Consider the following 17,434-nt stretch of genomic DNA (forward strand, 5'->3'; position numbering starts at 1 on the left):
GTGGCCCCTGGTGTGGACTGTGGCGTCGGGGCGGCCGGCGCCTGAATCGAAGAAACGGGCGGCGTTCACATTCCCAGCAATACGCTGATATTCCGGGCGCCGGTAGGTACTAAGGTCCCTTGCGCGCCGAGGGCGGGGAGGGTGCTCCGCGGCATTGTTCCATGTAGGTATACCGCTAGGGGTATAGATAATACTGCCCGGGGTATACGACGGATAGGAAGTCGACTGCTCCCGGAGGTGCCCATGGAACTCGATCCCGCCGACATGAAGTCCGTCATCAAACGCCTTCGTCGTGCCCAGGGCCAGCTTGCTGCCGTCACCCGGATGATAGAGGAGGGCCGCGACTGCAAGAGCGTGGTGACCCAGTTGGCGGCCGTCTCCAGCGCCTTGGACAAGGCCGGATTCTCCATCATCGCCACGGGCCTGCAACAGTGCATGCAGCAGGAAGACCCCAGCCTGGACCGGGCTGAGCTGGAAAAACTGTTCCTCTCCCTGGCCTGAGCCCGGGCAGCCCGGATGCCGCCCGGGCGCACTGCACGCCGCCGCAGCTTCGTGGTGCGCCCTAGCTAGGCGGAATGCACCTTCAGGACGTAGCTCTTGAGGTCGTCGAGCGTCTGCTGCATGTGTGCGTCCATGGCGTCGCGGGCGCGGTGCGGATCGCGTGAGGCCAAGGCATCCGCGATCTGCTGATGGTGCCAGACCGCATGCTCCTGGATGTCCGGCACCTTCGAGGTTTCGGTGCGGCCCTTCTCCAGAATCCGGTGCAGGGGTTCGAACAGCACTGCGGCAAAGACGTTCTCGGAGGCCTTGAGGATGAGGTCGTGGAACGCCAGGTCTGCCTCCACAAAAGCCGCGACGTCGTTGCTGCCGTGGGCGCTCCGCATCGCCTCCAGATGCCCGTAGAGGCTCTCGAGGTCGGCGTCCCCGATCCGGGCCGCGGCTAGTTCGCAGGCACCGCTTTCCAGCATCCGGCGGAGTTCGATCAACTGGACGGCCGCGGAAGCATCGTTTTTCCCTTCCGAGGCTGCCCGCAGCACGGCCTCCAGGGATGCCCAGCGGTTGAGCGGGTTCACGAAAGTGCCCCGGCCCCGCTCCACGCTGAGGATTCGTTGGGCCTCCAGGGTCTTCATTGCCTCGCGTACGGTCATGCGGCTGACTTCGTGCCTCGCGCTGAGCTCGAGCTCGCCGGGGACACTTGTTCCCGGCGGAAACTCGCCGGCAATGATCCGGTCCAGCAGTTCGTCCGCCACGACCCCGACCAACGATTTCCTAGCCAATATTCCCCGTCCAACGACTTGGTCCTGCTTGATGACGTCCTGCTCGAAGACACAGTCAACTTGCGCGCCCCTGTGCCTTATGACACACTATCACTCGGACATAAGATGTCAGACATCTTACAAATATCTCAACTGCGGACCTGCCGCAGATCTATATACACAATGGAGTGCAAAGTGCCCCTTGAAGCAGACGTGCTCGCCGCCTTCCCGGCCGAGGTACAGATCCCCGCCCGGCTGGTCGCCAACAGCGTGGCCGCCTCGGCCCAGGACTTTCCCCGGATCCTGGTGGTCCTTGACGATGACCCCACCGGCACCCAGTCGGTAGCGGATCTGCCGGTCCTGACCCGCTGGGAGCCGGCCGACTTCGCCTGGGCCTTCGCCCACCAAATCGACGGCCAACGCCCCCGCGCCGTTTATGTGCTCACGAACACCCGCAGCCTGGACCCGGCCGAAGCGGCAGGCCGCAACGAGGAGGTCGTCCGGAACGCCCTGGCGGCCGCCGGTGCCGCCGGATCCAGTGCTGCTGAAGTCGCGATCCGCCTGAGTTTCGTCAGCCGCAGTGATTCCACCCTGCGGGGCCACTTCCCGCTGGAACCGGATGTCATTGCCGCCACCGTCGCCGCGGTCAGCGGCGAGCAGACTGACGGCGTCGTGATCGTCCCCGCGTTCCCCGACGCCGGCCGCGTCACCATCGGCGGCGTGCACTACATGCGCGGCCCCGGCGACGACGCCGGCCGGCTCACGCCCGTCGCCGAGACGGAATTCGCCAAGGACGCGAGCTTCGGCTTCGTCAACTCCGAGCTGGCCAGGTATGTGGAGGAGAAGTCCCAGGGGCGTTTTGCCGCGGACTCGGTGATTGTCCTGGATCTGAACATCATCCGCGCCGGCGCCGCCCGGGACGGTGTCCCAGCGGACCCGGCCGTCTCCGCCAAGGCCATCGCCGACGCGATCGAGACCGCCGAGCAGTCCACCCCGATCGTCGCGGACATCGTCACCGAAAACGACCTCCGCGCCCTGGCCCTCGGCCTGGAGGAAGCCGAACGCCGCGGCAAGAAGCTCCTCTACCGCGTCGGCCCGCCGTTCGTCCGCGCCCGGATCGGCCAGGAGATCCGTTCCGAGCTCAGCGGCGAGGAAGCCTACGCCGGCAACACCCCCTCGGAGGCCGGCGGCCTGATCGTCGTCGGCTCGCATGTCGGCGTCACCACCCGCCAGCTCAAGGTCCTCACCGAACAGCACAGCGCCGCCCGCATCGTCGAGATCGACGTCGAACAGCTCCTCGGCGAGGAAGCGGACAGCTACCTGGACCGGACCGTTGACACGGTTATCGAAGCCCTGCACGGCGGCGACGTGATCGTCCACACCAGCCGCCTGCTGATCAAGACCGACGACGCCGCCGCAAGCCTGCGGATCGCGCGCACCGTCTCGGCCGCCGTCGTCGCCGTCGTGAACCGCACGCTCAAGGCCTTCCCGCCGCGGTTCGTGATCGCCAAGGGCGGCATCACGTCCTCGGACGTCGCCGCCCACGGGCTGGAGATCCGGCACGCGATCGTCCGCGGGCCCATGCTGCCGGGCATCGTGAGCCTCTGGGAACCGGTGGACGGGCCCGCGAAGGGCATCCCGTACATCGTGTTCGCCGGCAACGTCGGCGACGACGAGTCCCTGGCCCAGGTCACCCGCAAACTCAGCAACACCTTCTAGTCCCCACCTGCCCCTGGCAGGTGTGGGCCCACCCAAACTCACGCCTTCAACGGAGAAAACCATGACCGCACAGCACATGACCGCACACGACTACACAGTCGCCGTCCTCGGCCTTGGCGCCATGGGCCTGCCGATGGCCACCCGCCTGGCCACCCGGCTGACCGTCCACGGCTTCGACATCGCCGAGCCGCGGCTGAAGCTCGCCGAAGAGGCGGGCATCCGGACCTTTGTCTCCGCCCGGGACGCCGCCGGGGGCGCCGACGCCCTGCTGCTGGCCGTGCGCAACGGCGAACAGCTCGACGACGTCCTCTTCGGCGAGAACGGCGTCGCCTCCGTGCTGAAGCCGGGCGCCGTCGTGATCCTCGGCAGCACCGTGGGCACCGAAGCCATCCCGGCCACCGTCGCCCGCCTCGCGGAATCCGGCGTGGCCCTGGTCGACGCGCCGCTCTCCGGCGGACCCAAGCGCGCCGGCGAAGGCGACCTGCTGATCGTCGTCGGCGCCGAGCCGGCCGCCCTGGAAGCCGCCCGCCCGGTCCTGGAACTGCTCGCCTCCACCCTGACCGTGGTCGGGGACAAGCCCGGCGACGGCCAGGCCCTCAAGACCGTCAACCAGCTGCTGTGCGGCATCCACATCGCCGCCGCCGCCGAGGCCATGGCCCTGGCCGACGCCCTGGGCCTGGACCAGGCCAAGACCCTCGCCGCCCTCGAAGCCGGCGCAGCAGGCTCCTTCATGCTCTCCAACCGCGGCCCCCGGATCCTGGATGCCTACACGGAAAACGGCGCCGAGGTCCTCAGCCGCCTGGACATCTTCGTCAAGGACATGGGCATCGTCGGCAAGGCCACCCGCGCCGCCGGACTCGCCGCCCCCGTGGCCGCCGCCGCCGAGCAGCTCTACCTCCTCGGCCAGGCCCAGGGCCTCGCCGCCGCCGACGACTCCGCCGTCATCAAGGTCATCGCCCCCACCAAACGCACGGCCTAGCAAGAATCCCTTCTGCTTCCCACCCCTACTTTTACGACACATTCCTGTCAAAGGAGACACCCTCACGATGACCCCCCTGATCAACTCCCTGGCGGTGCGCGCCGCAGACGCGCCCGTCATCAAGCCTGCCGTGGAGCTGGGAACTCCGCTGCTGCTGACCATCGCCGTTGCCGGCGTAGCCCTGCTTCTGCTGATGATCATCCGCTTCAAGATCCAGGCCTTCGTGGCCCTGCTGAGCGTCAGCATCCTGGTGGCCGTGGCCGCCCAGATCCCGCTCAAGGACGTATTCACCGTGGTGGCCAACGGCGTGGGAAGCACGCTGGGCAAGGTCGCAATCCTGATCGCCCTGGGCGCCGTGCTGGGCCGGATGATCGAGGTCTCCGGCGGCGTCCAGTCACTCGCGGACCACTTCACCCGGAAACTGGGCGCCAAGCGCGTGGCCGTGGCCCTCACCGCCGTCGGCTTCCTCGTCGCCATCCCGGTCTTCTTCGAGGTGGGCATCATCGTGCTCGTCCCGATCGTCTACGCGTTCTCCAAGATCGCCAACCTGCACCCGGTGAAGTTCGGCCTGCCGATGGCGGGCATCATGCTCTCCATCCACGTCGCGGTCCCGCCGCACCCGGGAATCGTGGCCGGCGCGGGCGTGCTCGGCGCAGACATCGGCCTGATTGCCCTGATTTCCCTGGCCATCTGCGTGCCGCTCGGCTTCCTGTCCTACTGGGTGGCCAGCATCATGAACCGTAAGGACTACGAGCTGCTGCCGAGTGTTAAGGCCCAGGTCGACGAGTTCGGCTCCGATTCGCTGGTCCGAGCCGGCCACGTCGGCCCCGGCCACCACGCCATCGCCCCGCCCCGCCCGGGACTGATCATCTTCCTCATCGCCGCGCCGATCACGCAGATCCTGCTGGGCACCGTCGGCACCCTCGTGATCGACAAGAAGGACTACTGGTACGGCGTCGCCGCCTTCGTCGGCAACCCGTTCTTTGCCCTCCTCGTGGCGGTGGGGCTCTCCTTCTTCCTCCTTGCCGTCCGCCGCCAGTGGTCCCTGAAGGAAACCGGTGAGATCTTCGAGGGCGCGCTTCCGCCGATCGCCTCGATCCTCATGGTCGTGGCCGCAGGCGGTGTCTTCGGCGGCGTGCTGCAGGTGTCCGGCATCGGCAAGGCGCTCTCCGAGACGCTCGACACGCTGGGTGTGCCTTTGCTGCTGCTCGGCTTCATCATCTCCCTCGCGCTCCGTGCCGCCCAGGGCTCGGCCACCGTCGCCATCGTCACCACCACGGGACTCCTGTCCGCTGCGGTGGCAGCCGGCGGTTACACCCCGGCGCAGATTGCCGTGATCGTCATCGCGATTGGGTTCGGTTCCCTTGGGCTCTCGCATGTGACCGACGCCGGCTTCTGGGTCGTCGTGCGCTACTACGGATTGACCGTGGCGGACGGGCTACGCACCTGGACCGTGCTGACCACCATCCTCGGGCTCGCAGGCTTCGCGCTGACGTTCGTGGCCTGGATCATGGTGGGAGGCATGAGCGCCTGATGCGGGCCCGACTCGATCACCTTGTTTCCTCTGCCCTCCAGCAAGGCTCGGCGGTGCCGGCCTTCACATGCTACGACTTCACCACGGCCCTCGCCGTGGTGGGCGCGGCCGAGGAGGCCGGCCGGGGCGCCATCCTCCTGGTGGCGCCCAAGACGGCGGCCACGCCGAACGGCCTGCGGCTGATCGCCGCTCTTCGCGGGCTGGCCGACGGCGCCGGCGTGCCTATCGCAGTCCAGCTGGACCACGCCGCCGACCTCACCGTGATTGCCGACGCCGTCGCCGCGGGGGCGGACTCCGTGCTGGTGGACGGATCGTCGCTGCCGTACGAAGAAAACATTGCGCTGGTCCGGGCAGCCCGGACGGCCCTGGACGGGCAGGGGCGTGCCGACGTCGTCCTCGAAGCCGAACTCGGCGGCATCGCCGGGGACGAAGACCGGGCCTTCGGAGCAGGCGCCGCCGGCAGTGCCCCGGCGGCGGGTGCGGCCGGTCTCACCGACTCCGGCCAGGTGGAGGACTTCGTGTCCCGGACCGGCGCACAGCTGCTGGCCGTGGCGGTCGGAAACGTCCACGGGAAGTACCAGGGGGAGCCACGGCTCCGCTGGGACGTGCTGCAGGACATCGCGGTGCGCACCCGCATCCCGCTGGTGCTGCACGGCGCCTCGGGTATCCCCGCCGCCGAACTCGTCAAGGCCGCCGCCATGAACGTCGGCAAGGTCAACTTCAATACCGAGCTGCGCACCGGAATACTGACGATGCTGGAGGAACGCACAGTGGCGCACCGGGCTGACGGCGAAAACCTCCAGGGCCTGCTGGCCGAGTGGGACCACGCCGCACGGAACTTCGCCGCGAACGCCCTGCGCACACTGTCCCGCTGACGCCGGCGCAAGACGCAACCGGCGGAAGGGGGAGGCCAGGATCAGACCATGATCCTGGCCTCCCTCCTTTTGGCCTGAACCAGTGGAGCAGCCTTGCGGATCCAGGCACCGCCTTTCTGGCGGCACCACGCCACAGCGTCGCTGACCCACAGCAGTGGTTCCTCGTGGGGCTTGCAGTGTATGTACTGCGAGCCCTCCCCACTACCGTGAGATTTCAGATGCTTTCTACCGTGAGATTTCAGATGCTTTGCGATCATCCGGCGGTCGGCCCGTTCCAAAGATTCGTCGCTTTCCAGCACAAGCTTGGTTGCCCCGCGGCCACCAGATCAGCTTCCGAAGCGTGCTCTCCCGGAGCTCAGGCAGTAGTCGTGAATACTCAGGTGCGCCTTTCCAACTCCTCGTCAGGGTCATTTGCGGGGCTACTCGCCTCCGGACGGGCGAGGAACGCAAGCCGTTCGTGGATCCAGCCCCCGAGCTCGGCCAGGGTCTGGCCGGTAATGCCGTGCCCGCCGGGATCGCGGCGTGCGTATGCAGATGCAGCGGATTCCGTGACCAGGTACCGCCAGGTGCGCTGCAGCAGCTCCGGCGGGATAACTCTGTCCTGCTCACCCTGAGCGACGAATACCGGAACACCGGCCAACCGGGCAGGCGTGACGGGCACGCCTGCGTCGAACGGCAGGGTGCCATACAGAATCGCCGCGCCGGCAAAGCGTTGCGGGTCCGCAAGTAACAGGCCGCCCGCGAAGGCCGCGCCCCCGCTGAAACCGACCAGCACGACCGGCCGGCCGGCCGGGGCCACGGCGTCAAGCCAGGTCCGGAACCACGCCATGGTATCGGCTAGCGACTCCGCGACGGGGCGGCCGATGCCGCGGTTGGCGAACCACGCATAGCCGCCGCCTTCGGCAATCGGCGCCCGTACCGCGGCATAGGCAGGACCGGATGGCAACTGGTCGGCGAGACCGATAATCTCACGTTCGTTTGAGCCCCGGCCGTGCAGCAGCACCACCAGTGGCTGCGCCGGGTCAGATGATCCGGCAGTCGCCACCACAGGCGGGGTGTTGGTGGGTTGCATCTAGTTGGTGACCTTAAGGCCGGTGTCCCAGTTGAAGTCGGAGAACTCGGGGTTGGCCTGGAGTGTCATCAGGACAAACTGGAAGCCTTCGAGTTCCCCGGCGCGCTTGAGCGGTCCGACGACCAGGGGGCGCAGGCCTGCGGTGCTGACGAAGCTGCTGACTGCATTGGTGGCGTCGGCGTCGTCTCCGGCGATGAAGACATCCAGCGGCTGGCCGCCGGACTCGCCGGCGACAAGGGTGCCCGCGAAGGTGGTGTTGAAGGCCTTGACCACGTTTGCGCTAGCCGGGGCAAGCTTGGCGATTTCCTCGGCGGCGGACGTGCCTGCCTCCACCACCAGTGAGTCGAAGGTTTCGAAGTTCACCGGGTTGGTGATGTCCACGATTGTCTTTCCGGCCAGGGCTTCGCCGTACGTGCTGACCACGGACTTGGCGGCATCGAAGGGGACGGCCAGGACCACGATGTTGCCCTGCGGGGTGTCGGCGGTGGTGCCGAAGGTGACGCCTGCCCCCAGCTCGTTGGCCAGGGCCTGGGCCTTAGCGGTTTCCTGGCCGAGGATCTCGACTGTCTGGTTTGCGGCGAGGGCGCGGGTGGCGATGCCCCGGGCCATGTTGCCGTTGCCAATGATGGTGATGTTCGTCATGGGGGTCTTCTTTCCAAATATGCGGGCGAGGAGGATTTTCATCAGATTCTGTTCTGTCGAGTGATTTTTCAATACTTGAAGCTACAACCAACATACTCCTGAAAAGTTGAATACTCAAGCATTTGCGTGATTGCGCAGCTGCTCTACGTTGATGACGTCCATGATGACGCCGCCCTTGAACATCTCCGCCGTGCCGCGCTTGACGTGGCCGCAGGGCAGCAACCTTGCGCTGGGGCCGCCCGTCGCACTGGTCCTGTACTCCGGAAACAGTCTCCCTCGGCGATGCCGCCTCAACGGGCCCACGCTGGGACTCCTTGGCGGGGGAGCGGCATGTTTTGCGCTCGCGGTTCTGCTGCCGGGCCGCGACGGCCGGGAGGCATCCGAGGACGGGTCGGACGGACGGGTCGGACGGACCATTGCCACGCCCGCCTTTTAGTGCCAATGTCGAACCATGACGGAGAACTCGGCAGCCACTGAAGACACGTTCCGCCCGGACGTCACCACCACCCGCAATGATGCCCTGCACCGCTACGAGTTGCACGTCGGCGGCAAGCTGGCAGTCGAGATTCGTTACATCGACGAACCAGGCCACGTGGACTTCATCCGCACCGACACAGTGGAACAGTTCCAGGGCCAGGGGCTCGGCAAAGTGCTGGCCCACTTCGCCTTGGATGACGTTGTGGCGTCAGGCAAACGGATCATCCCGAACTGTCCGTTCATGTACCGGTACCTCCGCAAACATGACGCCTACAACCAGTGCGTCGACTGGCCGGAGCAGCCCCCGCCGGGAGCCTGATCGAGGTTCCGTGCACCTCCGGACAGGGCCCGGGGCACCACCTGGCCGCGGGACTGCCCCTGGCCTGATGGGCCGCCTGGCTCGCCTAAGCTGTCGCTATGACGCCAACCGCCGAGAAGCACTCTGACACCACTGCCCTGATCACCGGCGCCACCGCGGGAATCGGGGCGGAGTTCGCCCGCCAGCTCGCCGAGCAGGGGCACCATGTGGTGCTGGTTGCCCGCGACGCCGCCAGGCTCCAGGCCAAGGCGGAGGACTTGGAGCGGCGCTACAGTGTCCGCGCCGAAGTGATCTCCGCCGACCTGGCGGACGACGCCGGCGTGGCCACCGTCGTCGCACGGCTCTCAGATCCTTCACGGCCGGTGGAGATCCTGGTCAACAACGCGGGGATCGGTTTGCTGCGTTCCTTCGCGGAGAACGATATTGCCGAAGAGAGAAGGCATCTCAAGCTGCACGTTGAAACCGCCATGGAGCTCAGCCATGCCGCGCTGCAGGGAATGCTGGAGCGCGGGTCCGGCAGGATCATCAACGTGGCCAGTGTGGCGGCATTCCTGCCCCGCGGAACGTACTCCGCCGCGAAGGCCTGGCTGCTGAGCTTCTCCCGCGGCGCCAACCTTGCCTATGCCAAGCGCGGCGTGAACGTCACGGCGGTGTGCCCCGGCTTCACGCACACCGAGTTCCACGACCGCATGGGCATGGACAAGGCGGTGGCTCCGCGCTGGATGTGGCTGCAGGCGGAACGTGTGGTGCGCGAAGGCCTGGCCGACAACGGCAAAGGCAAGGCCGTCTCGATCCCGACCAGGCGTTACAAGCTGCTGACCGCGGCCGCGAGGATCCTGCCCTCCCGGTTTGTGGCCGGGCCGCCGCGCCGGGCGAAGTAGCCTCTCACCGCCGCCGGCGGATCAGGACAACAACGAGGATGCCGATGCCGGCGCCAAGCAGGGTCTCGACGGCGCGTTCAGTTACCAGCGTCCGGGGGTCTGCGGGGGCTGCGAGCTGGGTCATCAGCAGGATCACTGGCGTGAAGGACACCATGGCCAGCCCATAGTGCCGGGTCATGAACAGCTCCGTGGTGAATTGCAGGACAATCACGAGCAGTGCCAGGACGGCGGTCTCGTGGCCGGGAAAGGCACGCAGGGGAGAGAGCACCCAGGGAAACAGCACCAGGGAAACCACGACGAGTCCCACCAGGGTCCCGACGATCCGGTGCAGGCCGCGGTAGACGCTGCTGGGCATGTCCGCCCCTGCCAGGGGCACTGCCGCGGCGGCCATGGCCCAGTGCGGGTGCCCGCTTCCGCTGAGGACCCCGATGGATCCGGCCGCCCCGACCGCGGCGAGATAGCGGGCCGCATGAATCCGGGCTGCCCGGCGTCGGGCCCCGAGCAGCGGCGGGACATCGCGTTCGGCGCCGCGTTCCCAGACGCGGCCTCGCATCCAGCCGCCAAAGCCAACCACCATGGAAAAGAGAGCGGACAGCGCGCCGATCAGGACCGCGGTGTGCCAGTGGACGGTTGTGGGAATGGAGGCGCAGGCGCCCAGGGCCAGAATTCCGAAGAACGGGCCGTTGGGCTTCAGGGCGACCTTGTCCGCGAACACGGACCCTGCCGCCGCCAGCAATGCTTCGGTGACTACGAGCACCCAGGATTGGACATGGTTTATCGAGAGGAAGACGCCGACGGCCAGCCCGCCCACCAGCAGGAAGGCGGCCTGGCCCTGGTGCTTGAGCCGCAGCTGATGGGGCTCGGCCCGGCCGTACATGCCGGTCAGGGCGCCGAACACCGCGTAGATGATGAGGTCCGGGCGGCCCGCGACGAGGAGCGCGAGGGACGGGACGGCCACGCTGACGGCCACGCGCACCGCTGAGACATGGTCCCTGTTGGCCGGTGCCAGGCGGTGCAGGCTTCGGAGGTGCCCTCTGAGGGACTGCACGGGGTGCCTCCTTTTCCTATCTCGGGCTGGGCTGGCTGCTGGGGGCTGCTTCACGGGTTGCTTCCGGACGCGCCTAAGGCCTGCCTTGAGTGCTTCCCCCAAGGGGTAAAGCACGCAAGGCAGGCCTCAACGGGCGGGGCTGAACTACAAAGTCTGAACTAGCCGGTCCGGATCAGGATGATCCGGACCGGGCTGCCAGGGGGCAAGCTCAGGCCGGGGCCGGAACTTTTTCGGTTTCGCGGGCCGTCGTCGAATCAGCCGCCGGAGCAGCGAATGGCATGTCCATGTGCTCCAGATCGATCAGCGGGTTCTCGTCCTGGGTGGCAACGAGCTCGCGGGCCTCGGCCTGCGTGTCGACGCTGGGCATGGAGCCCGGCAGCGGACGCTGGGCCGATTCCTTCAGGAAGTAGATGGCCACCGCGCCGATCAGCGAGGTCCCCATCAGGTAGTAGGCGGGCATCATGTCGTCGCCCGTGGCGCCGATCAGTGCAGCGACGATGAACGGCGTGGTTCCGCCGAAGATGGCCACGGCGAAGTTGTAGGCAATGCCCATGGCCCCGTAGCGGCTGGCGGTGGGGAACTGCGCCGGAAGGGCTGAAGCAAGATTCGCCACGTAGAACGTCACCGGAAAAGCGATGAGCGACAGCCCGGCCAGCGTGGACCAGATATCGCCGATGCCGATCAACAGGAACGCAGGGGTTGCCAGCACCACGGTGCTGATGGCGCCGATCCACAGGACAGGCCGGCGGCCGATCCGGTCGGACAGCTTGCCGGTCAGCGGAATGCAGAGGCTCATGATGACGAGCACGGGGATCGTCAGCAGTGTGCCGTGAACGGGATCGTACCCCTTGGACTCGGTGAGATACGTCGGCATGTAGGAAGTCAGGGCGTAGCCGGCCGTGTTGGCGGCTGCCACCAGGATCATGGCAACGATGAGCGAGCGCCAGTAGGCCTTCACGATGCCCACCGGGCCCTTCGACGCGGCGGCATCCCCGGCGCTGGCGTCCTTGGAAGTTTTCTCCTGGGCGTCCAGGGTCGACTGGAACTGCGGGGATTCCTCGATCTTGTTCCGGAAGTAGATTGCGATCAGGCCCAGCGGGCCGGCCACGAGGAACGGGATCCGCCAGCCCCACTGCTCCATGGTGTCCTGCCCCAGGGTCAGCTGGAGCGCGGAGACGAGGGCGGCGCCGAGGGCGAAGCCGATGTAGCTGCCCATGTCCAGGAAGCTGGCAAAGAATCCCCGGCGTTTGTCCGGGGCGTACTCGCTCACGAACGTGGTGGCGCCGGCGTATTCGCCGCCGGTGGAGAAGCCCTGGACGAGCTTGAGGACAACCAGGAGCGCTGCTGCCCAGATGCCGATCTGGGCGTAGCCGGGCAGGAGCCCGACGGCGAAGGTGCTGGCCGCCATGATCATCAGCGTGGTCGCGAGAACCTTCTGGCGGCCGATCTTGTCGCCGAGCAAGCCGAAGAGGACACCGCCCAGGGGGCGGGCAATGAAGGTGGCGGCAAAGGTTCCCAGCAGGAACAGCGTCTGCACGGACTTGTCAGCCTCGGGCAGAAACACCGGTCCCATGGTGGTGATCAGGTAGCCGAACACGCCGACGTCGTACCATTCCATGGTGTTACCGACGATGGTGCCGCCGAGGGCTTTCTTGAGCATCGGCTGGTCCACGACGTTTACGTCGGACTCTTTGAGTCGACGGCGAAGTAGCTTTGGTTTTCTCGCACCCTTGGGTGCAATTTGGTTGGTCCGGCTGGCGTTCAAAACGCCTGCCGAAGAGTCGGTCATGCTTCGGTCTGTGGGCATATGGGAAACTCCTGTGGAGGTCATTTGCTTGCGACTTGTAGCTGCCCCGCTCTGGGCAGGCTTTCAATTTTACTCGATTTCCATGGATTTTCCGAGTCCAGTGCAGTATGATCCACTGTTTCCGCCCTCTGCAGGGCCGGTCGGCGAAATTTTTTTCCCCGGTTTCACCGCGCCATTGCTAGGAAGCGGCGGCGTGCGCGGGGCCGCATCCAAACTTTCTGCAGCGACGGCGTCCGGAACCGGGTTCTGGCCGGAATCGGCGCCTTCCGGGCCGGCCGGGACGCACCGCCGAGGACCCCTTGGCACCCGAAAAAAGGGGGTACCCACGGTGTCCGGAATGCACTTAGGGTTGAATCCAGCGGAGTGCTGATGAGAAGCCACACTGAGGAGAGCAGTCCATGACTGGCAAAGACACCGAAAAAAGCAACAAGACCGCACCCGAAACCGGTGCGGATGCCAAGCCGGCGGAGGAGGGGAAGGGCATCAAATCCCGCCTGACCGATGCTCAAAAGGAAATGCTGGCCAGCAAGTCGCGCGGCGGAGCCGGTTCACAAAGCGTCGGCCACAGCCACAAGCCGACCCACGTCAGCGGAAAGCAGGGCCCGGCGGAAAAGAAGGTCCGCTGGTAACCGCTACAGACAACTCATCCGTGCCGACCTACCATGGATGAACACTTCATTTCACAGCGGTAGTGCACATGATCAATGTGCACCGACGTTAATTTGCACCGACGTTAATTTGCACAGACGTAAATGTGCACGGCGGTTACTTGCACGGCGGTTAATTTGCGCAGCGGAAAGGAAGAGCAATGGCGGAACATCACCACGGAAAAGAGATCGAACCGGAGGTGGCGAGCCATTTGGCGGAGTCCATCGATGACGCTCCTGGCCCCGAACCGGTGCACCGCGTCCCACCGCCAGCGTCCGAGGGGCACGAGTGGCCGGACGGCAGCGGCAAGCATCGCCATCCCAAGGAGCACGAACCGAAGCTGGGCAGGGCGGGCCAGGAGGCCGCGGTGAACGCGGTCCACCGGATCACCCCGCCGGACACACCGCACTCCTCCTGAACCGCCACCGCTCCGGCTCTTGAACGGCGCCCGGATGGCCCGGAACAACCGGACTCGGTTGCTCCGGGCTTCTCCGTGTCCAGGAATTGTGCGCGCTTGCGTTGCCTGTTGCAGCTGCTCAACCCTGCTCAAGCACCACATCCGCCGGTTTCTTGTCCAGCCGCCAGCCGCGCCAGACGGGGTGGCGGAGTTTGCCGCTGCCGGTCCATTCGCCGTAGGTGACTTCTCCGACGAGGGTGGCACTCACCCAGTGGGCGTCCGAGGCGTCAACGGCCGGCACCTCTTCAAAGGGCGAGGTCTTCCGGGGCAGGGCATCAAGCTGCTGCCGCAGCTCGTTGAGTTCCCGCATGCTGAAGCCGCTGCCCACCCGCCCCACGTACCGGAGTTTCGAGCCGTCCGGGATGCCCAGCAGCAGCGAGCCCACGGATTGGCTGCGCCCGCCCTTACCCGGACGCCAGCCGCCGACAACTACTTCCTGGGTGCGTTCAAACTTGAGCTTGAGCCAGGACCGGCTGCGCTGGCCGACGTACCGGCCGTCCGTGCGTTTGGCCATCACACCCTCGAGCCCCAGCTCCTGGGCGCTTTCCAGGATGTGGGTGACCTCGCCGTCGATCACCGCGGAGAGCTCCACCGGGCAGCCGGAGGGCTGGAAGAACTTCTCCAACCGGCCGCGGCGCTTCGCCAGCGGCAGACGGCGGAGGTCCTCGCCGCCGTCGGACAGCAGATCGAACAGCATCAGCCGCACCGGCGTGGACGGCTGGGCCCTCGCGACGTCGGAGGGCTTGGTCAGCTTCATCCGCCCCTGGAGCAGCCCGAAGTCGGGACGCCCGGCCGGTCCGACGGCGATGATCTCGCCGTCGGCGATAAAGTCCCGTTCCGGCCAGCAGGACCGGTCGGTCAGCTCGGGGTACGTTGCGGACATGTCGATGCCGTTGCGGCTGATGAGGCGGACCTGCGTCGCGTCCGCCACGACCAGGGACCGCACGCCGTCCCATTTGAGTTCGAACTGCCAGTCCTTGTCCGGCAGGTCCGCTGTGCTTCCCGGGCTGGCCAGCATCGGTGTGAAGTCCGCGGCGGGCCGGGCGGCTCGGGCGCCACCTGACTCCGGTCCCTCTTGCGCCTGCTTCTCCGCCGTGCCGTTTCCGGGGCGGTCCTTCGACGCCGGCGCCGAGTACCCCGTCTTCGGGCCCCGGGGGTCCATCAGATGGATGAGCCACTGGTCGTCGGCCTGGCCGGTGTGGATCAGGGCGAATCTTCGGGTACCGCCGAGACCGCCGTCGTCCTGTCCGGTCAGGGTGGCGATGACCTCCTTGCCCGCGATCCACTTCTCGTATTCGTAATACCCGCGGTCCCAGATGCTGACCGTCCCGGCGCCGTACTGGCCTTTGGGGATGGTGCCTTCGAAGTCCGCGTAGTCCATCGGGTGGTCCTCGGTCTGGACGGCGAGGTGGTTCTTCGTCTTGGACGTGGGGACGCCTTTGGGCAGCGCCCAGGACACCAGGACGCCGTCGCGCTCCAGCCGGAAGTCGAAGTGCAGCCGGCTGGCGTGGTGTTCCTGGATGACGAACGTCTCCCGGAGGGTGCCGCCGTCGGTCTCTGCGCGGTGCCGCACCGCGGTGAAGGGCTCCGGGGTGAAGGGCTCCGGGGTGGCCGCCGGGTCCCGCTTCGTGCGGTACTTTCCCAGCCGGGGATCGGAGTCTCCGCCGCCGCCCGTGCCTCCGCCCGTGCCGCCCGTGCCGCCCGTACTGTCGGAGGGACGGTCCCCGGAGCGTGCCGCCGCGTGGCCGCCGGCTCCCTTTCCTCCCGAAATGGCGGCGAAGGGATCCTTGCCGGCCTTCACCCGCGTCATGACCTCCTGGTAATCCAGCTGGTGCAGGGACGGGGAGCTGAGCTCGCGCCAGGTCCGGGGCGCCGCCACCATGGGCCGGAGCCGGCCGCGCAGGGAGTAGGGGACGATGGTGGTCTTTGCGGCACTGTTCTGGCTCCAGTCCACCAGGACCTTGCCGGTGCGGAGCGATTTCTTCATGTCGCTCACCGCCAGCCCCGGATGGTCAGCCTCCAGCGACCGCGCCAGCTCATGGGCGAACTCCGAGATCTGCTCCGAACTCTGCGTCCCGTCGAGGGACGCGTAGAGGTGGATACCCTTGCTGCCGCTGGTTACCGGCACCGGGTCCAGGCCGACATCCTGCAGGATGGTCCGGGCCAGCTTGGCCACCTCCACGCACTCCGCCAGTCCGGCGTCCTCGCCCGGGTCGAGGTCCAATACCAGCCGGTCCGGCGCCATGGCGTTTCCATGCGAGTCCACGCGCCACTGCGGCACGTGGATCTCGAGCGCGGCGGTCTGGGCCAGCCACGCGAGGGTGGCGGGATCGTTCACGAGCGGGTACTGGTTGGTCCCCTCCTTGTGTTTGATCGAGGCGCGCGGCACCCAGCCCGGCGTCGAATGGTCCAGGTTTTTCTGGAAGAACATTTCGCCGGGCGCCTCGGCGGTTCCCACGCCGTGGACCCAGCGCTTCCGGGTGGCTGGCCGGTTGGCTGCCGCCGGGATCAGCACGGGCGCCACGGCCGCGTAGTAGGCCAAGACGTCGGCCTTGGTGGTGCCGGTCTCCGGATACATGACCTTGTCCAGGTTGGTGACCAGGAGCTCGCGGCCGTCAACACGGACACGTTCCCGGCTGCTGGCCGGTGTTCTTTCCGGCATGGGGCTTCACCTCCGTGCAGCTGTGATGTTCACTTGATCCATGAGAGCCATCTGGAAAGGCGCGATAGCGTTCGGGCTGGTCAACGTGCCGGTCAAGGCCTACACGGCGACCGAGGACCACGACATCAGCCTGCATCAGGTCCACAACGCCGACGGCGGCCGGATCCGCTACCAGCGCCGCTGCGAGGTCTGCAGCATCATCGTGGACTACGAGGACATCGACAAGGCCTATGAGGACGACGGCCGAACGGTGGTGCTCAGCCGCGAGGAGCTCAAAGCCATCCCCGCCGAGAGCAGCCATGAGATCGACGTCGTGCAGTTTGTTCCAGCCGAGCAGCTCGATCCCATCATGTTCGAGAAGAGCTACTACCTGGAGCCCGACTCCAAGTCGCCCAAGGCCTACGTGTTGTTGCGCAGGGCGCTTGAGGACACGGACCGGGTGGCGATCGTCCAGTTTGCGCTGCGCGACAAGACCAGGCTGGGGGCGCTGCGGATCCGCGGCGAGGTGCTGATGCTGCAGGCGCTGCTGTGGGCGGACGAAGTGCGCGAGGCCAGCTTCCCGGCGCTGGAGACCTCCATCCGGATTTCCGCCCAGGAGCGGGAGATGTCCGCCGCGCTGGTGGACTCGATGGCCGCCGACTTCGAGCCGGAACAGTTCACTGATGATTACCAGCTCCAGCTGCGCCAGCTCATCGAGGCGAAGCTGGAAAAGGGGGAGTCCCTGGACACCGAGGAAACCTTCGGCGCCCCGGCGGCCGAGGCCGGCAGCGGCGAAGTGATCGACCTGATGGAGGCGCTCAGGCGGAGCCTCGAGAAGAAGCGCGGTGGCGGCGCGGCTGGCGCCGCAGGCAAGGCGGCGGACCAGCCGGTCACGAACAAGTCCGCGAAGTCTGCGACGAAACCCGCCGCCACGTCGGCGCCGGCCAAGGCCGCGGCCGGGGCGGGTGCCAAGACACCTGCCAAAACTGCCGCCACGGCCACTGCTAAGAGGACCGCTGCGAAAGCCGCTCCCAAGGCCGCCACAAAGAGCACTCGCAAGGAGGCCTGAGCCCGGAGTG

16 protein-coding genes are annotated in these 17,434 nt (G+C 66.9%); 10 read left to right on the forward strand and 6 right to left on the reverse strand.

Annotation, left to right across the window (positions count from 1 at the left end; genetic code table 11):
* Positions 1-243 precede the first annotated feature (243 nt).
* Positions 244-501: a metal-sensitive transcriptional regulator gene (locus ACQCSU_RS13095; protein WP_426975744.1), complete on the forward strand. Its 258-nt coding sequence runs from the start codon at positions 244-246 to the stop codon at positions 499-501.
* 65 nt (positions 502-566) lie between these two features.
* On the opposite strand, the gene ACQCSU_RS13100 is transcribed toward ACQCSU_RS13095, so the two are convergent.
* Positions 567-1,277, reverse strand: a complete 711-nt coding sequence (locus tag ACQCSU_RS13100) for a FadR/GntR family transcriptional regulator (protein ID WP_426975745.1) — start codon at positions 1,275-1,277, stop codon at positions 567-569.
* 174 nt (positions 1,278-1,451) lie between these two features.
* Between ACQCSU_RS13100 and ACQCSU_RS13105 the strand changes: the two genes are divergently transcribed.
* The 4 genes from ACQCSU_RS13105 to ACQCSU_RS13120 all read left to right on the forward strand — a co-directional run bounded on the left by ACQCSU_RS13105 (position 1,452) and on the right by ACQCSU_RS13120 (position 6,363).
* Positions 1,452-2,975 (forward strand): four-carbon acid sugar kinase family protein, encoded by a 1,524-nt coding sequence (locus tag ACQCSU_RS13105; protein WP_426975746.1) that lies wholly within the window; start codon positions 1,452-1,454, stop codon positions 2,973-2,975.
* Positions 2,976-3,051: 76 nt separating this feature from the next.
* On the forward strand, positions 3,052-3,954 hold the full coding sequence (locus ACQCSU_RS13110; RefSeq protein ID WP_426979788.1) for an NAD(P)-dependent oxidoreductase: 903 nt from the start codon (positions 3,052-3,054) through the stop codon (positions 3,952-3,954).
* A 67-nt stretch (positions 3,955-4,021) separates the two neighbouring features.
* Complete coding sequence (locus ACQCSU_RS13115) at positions 4,022-5,488, forward strand: GntP family transporter (protein WP_426975747.1); 1,467 nt, start codon at positions 4,022-4,024, stop codon at positions 5,486-5,488.
* Positions 5,488-6,363, forward strand: coding sequence for a class II fructose-bisphosphate aldolase (locus tag ACQCSU_RS13120; RefSeq protein WP_426975748.1), 876 nt, complete (start codon positions 5,488-5,490; stop codon positions 6,361-6,363). The genes ACQCSU_RS13115 and ACQCSU_RS13120 overlap by 1 nt, the downstream gene beginning before the upstream one ends.
* Before the next feature lie 376 nt (positions 6,364-6,739).
* Here the strand turns inward: ACQCSU_RS13120 and ACQCSU_RS13125 are convergent, their stop codons facing one another.
* Together ACQCSU_RS13125 and ACQCSU_RS13130 are read right to left on the reverse strand one after the other, a co-directional pair.
* Positions 6,740-7,435, reverse strand: coding sequence for an alpha/beta hydrolase (locus ACQCSU_RS13125; RefSeq protein WP_426975749.1), 696 nt, complete (start codon positions 7,433-7,435; stop codon positions 6,740-6,742).
* Positions 7,436-8,077 (reverse strand): NADPH-dependent F420 reductase, encoded by a 642-nt coding sequence (locus ACQCSU_RS13130; protein ID WP_426975750.1) that lies wholly within the window; start codon positions 8,075-8,077, stop codon positions 7,436-7,438.
* 451 nt (positions 8,078-8,528) lie between these two features.
* Here ACQCSU_RS13130 and ACQCSU_RS13135 point away from each other — a divergent pair, with 451 nt between their 5' ends.
* Positions 8,529-8,873 carry a GNAT family N-acetyltransferase gene (locus ACQCSU_RS13135; protein ID WP_426975751.1) on the forward strand — a complete coding sequence of 115 codons (345 nt, stop codon included), beginning with the start codon at positions 8,529-8,531 and terminating at the stop codon, positions 8,871-8,873.
* Positions 8,874-8,971: 98 nt separating this feature from the next.
* The gene (locus ACQCSU_RS13140; RefSeq protein ID WP_426975752.1) at positions 8,972-9,754 is read left to right on the forward strand and encodes an SDR family NAD(P)-dependent oxidoreductase; all 783 of its coding nucleotides are present in this window, start codon (positions 8,972-8,974) and stop codon (positions 9,752-9,754) included.
* A 4-nt stretch (positions 9,755-9,758) separates the two neighbouring features.
* On the opposite strand, the gene ACQCSU_RS13145 is transcribed toward ACQCSU_RS13140, so the two are convergent.
* A complete protein-coding gene (locus ACQCSU_RS13145) occupies positions 9,759-10,802 on the reverse strand; it encodes an FUSC family protein (protein WP_426975753.1) in 1,044 nt (347 codons plus the stop codon).
* 208 nt (positions 10,803-11,010) lie between these two features.
* Complete coding sequence (locus ACQCSU_RS13150) at positions 11,011-12,609, reverse strand: MFS transporter (protein WP_426975754.1); 1,599 nt, start codon at positions 12,607-12,609, stop codon at positions 11,011-11,013.
* 398 nt (positions 12,610-13,007) lie between these two features.
* On the opposite strand from ACQCSU_RS13150, the gene ACQCSU_RS13155 reads away from it, so the two are divergent.
* On the forward strand, positions 13,008-13,238 hold the full coding sequence (locus tag ACQCSU_RS13155; protein ID WP_426975755.1) for a hypothetical protein: 231 nt from the start codon (positions 13,008-13,010) through the stop codon (positions 13,236-13,238).
* A gap of 179 nt (positions 13,239-13,417) precedes the next feature.
* A complete protein-coding gene (locus ACQCSU_RS13160) occupies positions 13,418-13,675 on the forward strand; it encodes a hypothetical protein (RefSeq protein ID WP_426975756.1) in 258 nt (85 codons plus the stop codon).
* Positions 13,676-13,793: 118 nt separating this feature from the next.
* Here ACQCSU_RS13160 and ACQCSU_RS13165 read toward each other — a convergent pair whose 3' ends face one another.
* Positions 13,794-16,376, reverse strand: a complete 2,583-nt coding sequence (locus tag ACQCSU_RS13165) for an ATP-dependent DNA ligase (protein WP_426975757.1) — start codon at positions 16,374-16,376, stop codon at positions 13,794-13,796.
* Between the two features lie 40 nt (positions 16,377-16,416).
* On the opposite strand from ACQCSU_RS13165, the gene ACQCSU_RS13170 reads away from it, so the two are divergent.
* The gene (locus tag ACQCSU_RS13170; RefSeq protein ID WP_426975758.1) at positions 16,417-17,424 is read left to right on the forward strand and encodes a Ku protein; all 1,008 of its coding nucleotides are present in this window, start codon (positions 16,417-16,419) and stop codon (positions 17,422-17,424) included.
* Positions 17,425-17,434: the final 10 nt, after the last annotated feature.

The organism is Pseudarthrobacter sp. O4, from assembly GCF_050157025.1.
Classification (GTDB): domain Bacteria; phylum Actinomycetota; class Actinomycetes; order Actinomycetales; family Micrococcaceae; genus Arthrobacter.